Source organism: Brucella sp. TWI559 (genome assembly GCF_039674265.1).
GTDB lineage: Bacteria > Pseudomonadota > Alphaproteobacteria > Rhizobiales > Rhizobiaceae > Brucella > Brucella chromiisoli.
In genome coordinates, this window is sequence record NZ_JBDJNE010000039.1 from 1 (window position 1) to 8,111 (window position 8,111).

The following is an 8,111-nucleotide window of genomic DNA, read 5'->3' on the forward strand; positions in this document are numbered from 1 at the left end:
TTCAGAAAACGGTTAAAAGACAAAGAGATAAAGCCGTGCATCCCGGGTCGCAAAAACCGTAAGAAGCCTATCAAGTATGACAAACGTCGATACAAGCGGCGTAATCGTATCAAAATCATGTTTGGAGACTGAAAGACTGGCGAAGAATTGCTACCCGTTATGATCGCTGCCCGGTCGTGTTCCGTGCAGCAATAGATCTCGCAGCAGCCGTTATATTCTGGCTCGGAAAGAAATGAGTCCTGAGCCTAAGGATAGTTACCCGGCTATCGTTGTAAATAGAAACGGAATATTCATTCATCTGGTGTTGCCATTTGAGGACAGTGCACAGAGCGCGAGAACGGCAGGCACGGTTTGCACGAAGGCGATCTTCCTGCTGACGGTCGCCGAACCGTAAATGCCGGCGACGGCCACGCAGATCAGGAAGAACAGCTTGAAGGCATATCCATCCGCTTGCAGGAAAAGACCGACGATAAGCCCCGCGGCGAGAAACCCATTATAATGCCCCTGATTGCCAGCCAGAACTTTGGTCTGGCTGGCAAAGTCTGGCGATAGGTTGAACGCGCGTCGGGTCTGGGGCCTGGTCCACAGGAACATTTCCAGCACGAGGATGTAGATGTGCAGTGCTGCGATCAGGGCGATGAGGATATTCGCGATCATCGGTCTTTTCCCCTGCCGCTCAAGGCTTTAACAGCACTTTGCCGGCCTTGCCGGGCGCCAGACAGGCGCACACTGCATCAGCAATCTGGTCGAGCGGGAAGACCGCCTCGACCGGCAGATCAAGCTCGCCCGTCGCGACCATCCGTAGCAATTCTCCGATCAGGGCAACGCGCTTTTGCACCGGCATGGCGGCGCTAACCTTTGAGCCCCAGAACCCTTTCACGACCGCCTGTTTGAAGATCAGATCACCCGAGGAAAGCTGCATCGGTTCGCCGGCCATGGTGCCGAACGACACGAGCAATCCGCTCTCGCCGAGCAGGTTCAGAAGATCGCCGCTGGCCCTGCCGCCGATGGAATCGACGGCTGCACGGATGAACGCCCCGCCGGTGATGGTGCGCACACGATCTTGCCAGCCATCAGTCGCCGTCGAGACTGCGTTGGCGATATTGAGGGCCGCGAGCTCCTCTATCCCGGCATCGCGGCGTACGAGATTGACCACATGCACGCCGCGTGCCGCCGCCAGTATCGCTAGCGTCTTGCCGACCGCGCCGTTTGCGGCGTTCTGAATCACCCATTCACCGCTCTTCACCTCCAGGAAATCGAGAAGCGAAATGGCGCTGAACGGCATGGCGATAAGCTGCGCTGCGGCCTCGTCGGAAATTGCGTCCGGGACGGGGACCAGCCCGGCTGCCGGAGCGAGGAAATACTCGGCCCATGTCCCGTGGACGGATGCAACGGCGACCCGCTGACCGACAGTCACGTCGGTCACTTCATCACCCAGAGCATCAATGGTGCCCACGGCTTCGGAGCCTCCAATTGCGGGTAGTTCTGGCTTGTATCCGTAGCTGCCGCGAACCGTCCAGATATCATGATTATGGATCGGCGACAGAATGGTCCTGATCCGCACCTGACCCGGTCCAGGTTGAGGAATAGAGCTTTCACCGAGGGCGAGGACGTCGGCTGGTTCGCCGAATGCGGCGTGAATTGCACTTCTCATGATGGAAAATCCTTTAGATTGTGGTGACGTGCGGGCGCACATTGATGTTGCTGCGGGTAGCGTTGGAATAGGAGCAAATCTGATGCGTCGCCTTGGCCATTTCCTGAGCGGAACCCGCATTGAGGCCGGTGATCTGCCCAATGTCGACCCCGGCGGGGCCCTTGCTTGCCGCAAGATCCAGCTTCCTGTTTTGGGCGAGTTGGTACAACGCGCTGTCGAAACACGCGGCATACCCGATAGCAAACAACTGCTTGGGGATGCGCTGGCCTTCTTGGCGCAGGGCATGGCCAGGTCGCGGGTGAGGCTGTCATCATCGAGCGCCGCGTGACCTTAGCGGCCACACGTGACTGTTACGCTGGATCTATAGAAAACCTTCATTGGTCGGCTCCTTTTTACACGGGGTTGTGTGGTGGCTCGCAGGCGAGAAGCCGCTCGGTCGCGGTCATGGCCTGTTCCATCGGGATGCGGGTTCGAGTCAGCTTTGCGAGCAGCGCAGCGCCAAGCCACATCTGATAAAGCACCTGCGCCAACGCAGCAGGGGCTGGTCCGGGTGGCAGCGAATCGTCTTCGCGTGCCTCGGTGATCAGTCTGGAAATCCGCTGAAGCAGCAGCGCTACGCCATCGCTCAGGACAGCCCGCATGGGCTCTGACAGGTCCGCGACTTCCGCCGAGAGCTTGACGACGAGGCAGTCCTCGGCCCAGCCGCCAATCACGTCACGCGCAAGCGGATCGTCAATCCAGGCTTGCCAGTAACGCATCAGGCGCTCGCGTGCTGTCACGGCTTGCAGCGACAGCAAATGGTTGAGCTGCTGACTGTAATCATCCACATAGTCCTGCAAAAGCGCGCAACCGAACGCCTCCTTGGACTGGAAGTAGTGATAGAACGAACCTTTGGGCACACCGGAAACCTTCAGAATCTCCTGAAGGCCGAGGGCGGAAAAGCCCTTTTTCAGCACGAGGCTGTAGCCGGCATCAAGGATGTTCTGCCGGGTCGTTTTAGCTTTGGGTGTCAATATCATGAGTACCATATAATATATAATAGACCGGTCGTCTAGTTGTGATGTCGGAGGTTTTTGCTCTGCCGCCAATCACGAATCGACAGCTCTCGATCTGCCAAATCGCATGGCAGATATCGTTCTACATAAATCTCCGTTACTTCGATCTGGCGAAGAACGTGAGAGCTGCGAAGGCAAAGGGTGCCTGTCGCTGACGAATGGTCTTCACGCAACTGAAATCGATTGCGAAGCGGCTACTCGAACAGCATGAGTCGCCCATGGTTTCTGTTGGTGTGCCAGGGCCTTCATTGCTTCGATTGCCTGATCATATGACGATTTCTAGCGAATGCCCGTATCGGTAGTTGCGTGCCCCCGCAACCAACGATACAACAAACCCGTAGCAGTCGCTAAGGGTTTTGTTGTTTTACTAATCTTACCAATGGCTTGCTGCTCCGTCCAGTTCAGGATCGTGCCGAGTTCGCCGCGCAGCGTTGCATCGACCTGGCCACGTTTTGCGCCAGGCTTGAGAACAATCCGTTCAATTAACTGGCGCAGGTGCTGCGAGGCAGTCTGTCGCTCATCGGAACTGTTCAGCGCTTTTGTGAGGGCTGCGACTTGCTTTGCATAGACCGCGGAAGCGCTTGGCAATATGTCAGGCATGTCATCAGTTAGATTGGTGAGCAGGGTGGTGAGTTCAGCCTTTCGCGCTTCCAATTGATCCATCTTTTGTTTCATGGACGGATGATACATGCCGTCCGCAATGGCTTCGACGATTTGTGAAACCTTGGTGCTGATTGTTTGCAGCTCCGATTGCCAGATTTTGGCGTTAACACGGTGTTCACGGTTTAACCGGTTATTCTCTTCAACAAAGCTGCGCATTGCGTCAGCGACTATCTCTGGCGTCATCATGCGGTGTTCAAGCCCAGCAAGCACACGTGTCTCCAATTCTGAACGTGCAATCGTTCCGCTGTTTGTGAAAGTGCTTTTGCTGATGAGGTTTGAGCAAATAAATCGATCAGAGCCACGAAAAGAGCAGGGACCCTGGCAAATACCGCAAGTGACGAGGCCAGACAAAAGCGATTTTGGTCTGCGGGTTCCGTTGAGTTGATTTTGCTTATGATGGTCGCGGATCGCTTCGGTGACGTTTGCGAACTGTTCAGCAATCTCGCCTTGTCGCGCACGCACCGCTTGCCAGAGTTCATCGTCGATGATCCGCAGTTCTGGAACGGCCTTTATGATCCAATCAGATTGTGGGTTGAGACGCGAGATCCGTTTGCCAGTTGATGGATCCTTGACGTAACGCAGCCGGTTCCAAATCAGGCGGCCAATATAAAGTTCATTGTTTATCAGTCCGGTACCGCGCTTCACGTGCCCCCGAATGGTCGTGTCGTTCCAGAGCTTGCCGCCAGGTCCGGGGACGCCTTCCTTGTTTAACTGTCGCGCAATTGTTCTTGGACCAATACCGCTCGCGAATTCTGAACATATCCGGCGGATGATGATTGCTTCATGCTCGACAATCGCGCGTTCCCGGCGTGATACGGCTCCATCTTCATCGAACTGTCGAACGGGGCGATAGCCATAGCATAGGCCGCCCCCAGATTTGCCGGCTCTGTTGCAAAAAAAAGATTGATTGGCAGATAATAACCTGTTCTGAGAAACAGGAGCAGGAAATGTCTGATTTCAAGTGGCGCCATTTTCGGGGTGAGATTATCCTTTTGGCAGTGAGGTGGTATTGTCGCTACGGTGTCAGCTACCGTGATCTTGAACAGATGATGGGCGAACGAGGCGTGGCAGTCGATCATTCCACGATTTATCGCCGGGTTCAAAAATATGCCCCGAAGATCGAAAAGCGTCTGCGCTGGCACTGGCGCCGGCCACAATCTACGAGTTGGCGTGTGGATGAAACCTATGTGAAGGTCCGCGGGCAATGGACTTATTTGTATAGGGCGGTTGACAAGTTCGGTAACACGATCGACTTTTATCTGTCGCCGACCCGCAATGCCAAGGCGGCCAAGCGATTTCTGGGCAAGGCGCTGAATGGTTTGAAGGATTGGGAAAAGCCAACCACTATCAACACTGACAAGGCGCCGACCTACGGCATCGCGATTGCCCAACTCAAGACCGAAGGCAAATGCCCGGAGGATCTCGTCCACCGGCAGGTTAAGTATCTGAACAACGTTGTTGAGGCGGATCATGGCAAGCTGAAACAACTGATCAAGCCGGTGCGAGGTTTCAAGACCTTGAAATCGGCCTATGCGACGATCAAGGGTTTTGAGGTCATGCGGGCGTTACGCAAGGGCCAAGCTGCTATTTTCAATCTCACCGGCGATATCCGTGGAGAAGCCCGGATTGTCGAACGAGCTTTCGGCATTGGACCGTGCGCACTCGCAGAAGTGGTGTCGCTGCTCGCGCAGAAATTCGAAGGTCAGCCCTCGTGACGGCGGAGAAAACAGGACCACCCCAACCAACTGGAATTGTTGCAACAGAGCCAGGTGGGCTGGCTCCTTCTTTCTTTCGGGGGATTGATTGCCATTGTGGTTTGGCGATCAGAAGTCGAGCAATCCCGGAATTCATTCCTGCTAGGCGTCGCTATGGCCCTTGGTGCAGCATTCTTCTATGCCCTCGCCGTAATCATCACCAAAGGGCTCAAAGGGGTCCCGCCGCATGTGATTGTCCTTGGGCAACTGACAGTTGGCACGGTCGTATTGCTGCCTTTCGCTCAAAGCCCATCGAATATTCAAAGTTTGGGGAGCTTGGTCGTGATCGGCGTCATCCACACCGGATTAATGACGACGCTTCTCTATGGCGCGATCCAGAAGATCTCCACCAGCATCGTGGGCACACTGTCGTTCATTTATCCTGTGGTGGCGATCATCGTGGATTGGATCGCATTTGGGCAACGCATGGGCTTTATGCAGGTCGCGGGTGCATTAGTAATTCTCACTTGAGCAATACGCATGAACCGGCTCCGCTTTTCCTAAAGAAGTAGCTTTAAACATATCTGCCAACCCACTTTCGGTCGGTTCAATTGCCGGCAAATCTATGCGGCGGCACAGCTTCCGAAACGGCGATGGTAGATCGGCGGAGCAACGCTGCTTCATCGATCCTTATATATATGGGCTCTACAGAGTTGACATGATCATGAGATCCATATTTATACGATGTATAAATATGGAGAATTAGATGATTACGGGTCATGTATTCATTGCGGCTAGCCTTGATGGCTTCATCGCACGCGAAAACGGCGAACTCGATTGGTTATTTCACAGCGATCAAGCTGGTGAGGACCACGGTTATGCAGATTTCATTAAAGATATCGACGTCATCGTGATGGGTCGCGGTACCTTCGAAGCTGTTCGAGCGATGGGCAATTGGCTCTATAACCGCGCCGTGCTTGTTCTGTCATCCCAGCTTTCACAGCAAGAAGTTCCTGCTGATCTTACCGGAAAGGTGCGCTTCTCAGGCAAGTCGGCGCAGGAGGCAATGGCAATGCTGGAAGCAGAAGGCTATCGTCGTGCTTATATCGATGGTGGTCGGGTAATCCAGTCGTTTCTAGAGCTTAACATGATCAGAGATATTGTGATCACTCGCGTACCAGTATTGCTGGGCGCAGGTCGCCCTTTGTTCGGTAGTCTGGGACATGACGTTTCACTCGCCCATACCAGCACCAAGTCTTTCCCTTCGGGGTTGGTCCAATCCAGTTACACAGTAAAGCAATGACTACGAGAGGTCGCGGACGACCTTCGAAAGATCAGCAAACGATTTCCCCCACGAAGATTCTGTTGGAAGCATTGCGTATACTGGATACTGAAGGGTTCGAACATTTGTCGATGCGCGTTTTGGCAGCACGTGTTGGTATCAACCCCATGACGATCTATCACCATTTCAAAGATCGTAATGGCCTGATCAAGGCAGTGGGAGATATGGTCTACTCAGACGTTTCAGCGCCAGGAAACTGTGACACTCGCATACGCATCGCTGGCCTACTCTCAGCTTATCGCGCGAAGGTCATTAAGCATCCTGCTCTTACACTCGCGATTTTCGGACAATCCGCGGTGTTTCCAGACCATGCCAAGAAGATAACTGACGATCTTGGAAACTTGCTCGGCGAGCTCGACATATCGCCGGAGCTTTCGATGCTATGGGTACATATTCTGGTGGACTTCACCCATGGTGCAGCACTCGCCCTGGCAGTTAATGGTGAAAATAACCAGCACCAATCACCAATTGACGGCGCAAAGGATAGCTATGAAAAAGGAATTGCTGAGCTATTGAAGGCTATCAACCCCTGATACTTGCAAGTCGCACATCAAACTAAAATGGACCCCTATGGCTTGAGAAAATCGACGCCATGAATCGCCTACGAATGCTTCGATAATATGTTTATCGTTGTTGCTGAAAGGATGTTTTTTCAGGCACTCGATCACTTCGCACTGATTGCGGATTTCCAAGGATTTGGATACATGGCACGATAGCCATTGCTTTGCCTTGGCCGACCGGAATCCCCTTTCGAACTCGCGGTGTCATTAAGCATGGAATATTGGCTCTGACGCACTTTCGATGATATGCCCACGCGCTAGAGTTAGGATAAGATATTGATTCTAAATAATATTCATGGAGAGCATAAACTTCACCAAGCTGGTATTGTTATAGTCTGATGCTATGTTCGAAAAATGAATAAGATCAGTATCTTGCTTGCCCTTAGGCATTGACAGTATCATCGAAAGTGCGTCAGAGCTAATATTCCACGCCTAATCACACTTCTGGGGTGAGACCGCGCAGTTCTGCTTCCATCTTATAGAGTTCGCTGATCCGTTGTACACCGTCTGCCGCAATCGGTGACGAGCCTGTGCGCGCGATTTCAATGAGACGGCGACGCGCATGGACCACTTCCTAAGCAGTTTCATCGTTGGGTTCCCCGAATATTATCTAGTGTCGCCATGGGCTTTTCGGTCTCAATGAGAGTGCCAATTATCTTGCGGTAATGCTCGAACTGATCAGTGTCTAGTTTGGCTTCCTTTCGATCGGCGAGCCACTTTTGTGCTGGTTCATAGCCGCCGAAGTGGCTTACCCAAGCGACTTTCGGCACATTGTCGAAATATTGCTCGTCGTTGATCCACACTCTGCTGTTTGTATATTCGACCTTTTCGACGACATAAGAACCGTCGATCGGGAACGAAGCGACATTGTCGCTAGGGACGCCACTGGGGGCTTTCGAGCAGGTGCAGCGCTCGCAATTTGGCTCCTTCTTTCGCGACAGCTAGGAAATGTACATCGTCTTCTGGGTACGGAATTCGGGGAACACGCTCTCAGAACAAGGCTGTCGGGCATCAGCATCTCCAGAACCGTATGTTCGGGCACAGGTTTCTTCAATATGCCCCAGTGAATGATAAACCCCTGGCTGTGGCCAGGGGTTTATTTGCAGTCTGAGGGCAGCTGAAGCTGCCCTTTTGGGTTGTCTG

General features: G+C 53.3%; 11 protein-coding genes and 3 pseudogenes. 7 read left to right on the top strand and 7 right to left on the bottom strand.

Going from position 1 to position 8,111, the window contains the following annotated elements; translation table 11 throughout:
- Window positions 1–236: pseudogene (locus tag ABE530_RS19030) on the top strand (transposase); the annotation flags it as partial.
- A 58-nt stretch (window positions 237–294) separates the two neighbouring features.
- On the opposite strand, the gene ABE530_RS19035 reads toward ABE530_RS19030, so the two are convergent.
- Together ABE530_RS19035 and ABE530_RS19040 are read right to left on the bottom strand one after the other, a co-directional pair.
- On the bottom strand, window positions 295–657 hold the full coding sequence (locus tag ABE530_RS19035) for a DUF1304 domain-containing protein (protein ID WP_499695634.1): 363 nt from the start codon (window positions 655–657) through the stop codon (window positions 295–297).
- A gap of 19 nt (window positions 658–676) precedes the next feature.
- Window positions 677–1,654, bottom strand: a complete 978-nt coding sequence (locus ABE530_RS19040) for a zinc-binding dehydrogenase (RefSeq protein ID WP_499695635.1) — start codon at window positions 1,652–1,654, stop codon at window positions 677–679.
- An 82-nt stretch (window positions 1,655–1,736) separates the two neighbouring features.
- Here ABE530_RS19040 and ABE530_RS19045 point away from each other — a divergent pair, with 82 nt between their 5' ends.
- Window positions 1,737–1,982 (top strand): hypothetical protein, encoded by a 246-nt coding sequence (locus ABE530_RS19045; RefSeq protein WP_499695636.1) that lies wholly within the window; start codon window positions 1,737–1,739, stop codon window positions 1,980–1,982.
- Between the two features lie 64 nt (window positions 1,983–2,046).
- Here the strand turns inward: ABE530_RS19045 and ABE530_RS19050 are convergent, their stop codons facing one another.
- Window positions 2,047–2,673 carry a TetR/AcrR family transcriptional regulator gene (locus ABE530_RS19050; protein ID WP_499695637.1) on the bottom strand — a complete coding sequence of 209 codons (627 nt, stop codon included), beginning with the start codon at window positions 2,671–2,673 and terminating at the stop codon, window positions 2,047–2,049.
- A 315-nt stretch (window positions 2,674–2,988) separates the two neighbouring features.
- The gene (locus tag ABE530_RS19055; protein WP_499695638.1) at window positions 2,989–3,582 is read right to left on the bottom strand and encodes a DNA resolvase; all 594 of its coding nucleotides are present in this window, start codon (window positions 3,580–3,582) and stop codon (window positions 2,989–2,991) included.
- Window positions 3,583–3,765: 183 nt separating this feature from the next.
- On the opposite strand from ABE530_RS19055, the gene ABE530_RS19060 reads away from it, so the two are divergent.
- The gene (locus tag ABE530_RS19060) at window positions 3,766–3,933 is read left to right on the top strand and encodes a hypothetical protein (protein WP_499695639.1); all 168 of its coding nucleotides are present in this window, start codon (window positions 3,766–3,768) and stop codon (window positions 3,931–3,933) included.
- Here the strand turns inward: ABE530_RS19060 and ABE530_RS19065 are convergent.
- Window positions 3,883–4,167: pseudogene (locus tag ABE530_RS19065) on the bottom strand (recombinase family protein); the annotation flags it as partial. The gene ABE530_RS19060 and the pseudogene ABE530_RS19065 overlap by 51 nt on opposite strands.
- A gap of 152 nt (window positions 4,168–4,319) precedes the next feature.
- On the opposite strand from ABE530_RS19065, the gene ABE530_RS19070 reads away from it, so the two are divergent.
- The 4 genes from ABE530_RS19070 to ABE530_RS19085 all read left to right on the top strand — a co-directional run bounded on the left by ABE530_RS19070 (window position 4,320) and on the right by ABE530_RS19085 (window position 6,941).
- The gene (locus ABE530_RS19070; RefSeq protein WP_499695640.1) at window positions 4,320–5,087 is read left to right on the top strand and encodes an IS6 family transposase; all 768 of its coding nucleotides are present in this window, start codon (window positions 4,320–4,322) and stop codon (window positions 5,085–5,087) included.
- A gap of 153 nt (window positions 5,088–5,240) precedes the next feature.
- Window positions 5,241–5,597, top strand: coding sequence for an EamA family transporter (locus tag ABE530_RS19075; RefSeq protein WP_499695641.1), 357 nt, complete (start codon window positions 5,241–5,243; stop codon window positions 5,595–5,597).
- 235 nt (window positions 5,598–5,832) lie between these two features.
- Window positions 5,833–6,369, top strand: coding sequence for a dihydrofolate reductase family protein (locus tag ABE530_RS19080; RefSeq protein ID WP_499695642.1), 537 nt, complete (start codon window positions 5,833–5,835; stop codon window positions 6,367–6,369).
- Between the two features lie 62 nt (window positions 6,370–6,431).
- The gene (locus tag ABE530_RS19085) at window positions 6,432–6,941 is read left to right on the top strand and encodes a TetR/AcrR family transcriptional regulator (protein ID WP_499695643.1); all 510 of its coding nucleotides are present in this window, start codon (window positions 6,432–6,434) and stop codon (window positions 6,939–6,941) included.
- A 469-nt stretch (window positions 6,942–7,410) separates the two neighbouring features.
- On the opposite strand, the pseudogene ABE530_RS19090 reads toward ABE530_RS19085, so the two are convergent.
- A pseudogene (locus tag ABE530_RS19090) lies at window positions 7,411–7,533 on the bottom strand (IS66 family transposase); the annotation flags it as partial.
- Between the two features lie 19 nt (window positions 7,534–7,552).
- A complete protein-coding gene (locus ABE530_RS19095; RefSeq protein ID WP_499695644.1) occupies window positions 7,553–7,909 on the bottom strand; it encodes a type ISP restriction/modification enzyme in 357 nt (118 codons plus the stop codon).
- Between the last annotated feature and the right edge of the window lie 202 nt (window positions 7,910–8,111).

Excerpts from the sequence above, each read along its gene's own strand:
- ABE530_RS19035 (WP_499695634.1), bottom strand. The coding sequence starts at position 657 with ATGATCGCGAATATCCTCATCGCCCTGATCGCAGCACTGCACATCTAC.
- ABE530_RS19040 (WP_499695635.1), bottom strand. The coding sequence starts at position 1,654 with ATGAGAAGTGCAATTCACGCCGCATTCGGCGAACCAGCCGACGTCCTC.
- ABE530_RS19045 (WP_499695636.1), top strand. The coding sequence starts at position 1,737 with ATGCGTCGCCTTGGCCATTTCCTGAGCGGAACCCGCATTGAGGCCGGT.
- ABE530_RS19050 (WP_499695637.1), bottom strand. The coding sequence starts at position 2,673 with ATGATATTGACACCCAAAGCTAAAACGACCCGGCAGAACATCCTTGAT.
- ABE530_RS19060 (WP_499695639.1), top strand. The coding sequence starts at position 3,766 with ATGATGGTCGCGGATCGCTTCGGTGACGTTTGCGAACTGTTCAGCAAT.
- ABE530_RS19070 (WP_499695640.1), top strand. The coding sequence starts at position 4,320 with ATGTCTGATTTCAAGTGGCGCCATTTTCGGGGTGAGATTATCCTTTTG.
- ABE530_RS19075 (WP_499695641.1), top strand. The coding sequence starts at position 5,241 with ATGGCCCTTGGTGCAGCATTCTTCTATGCCCTCGCCGTAATCATCACC.
- ABE530_RS19080 (WP_499695642.1), top strand. The coding sequence starts at position 5,833 with ATGATTACGGGTCATGTATTCATTGCGGCTAGCCTTGATGGCTTCATC.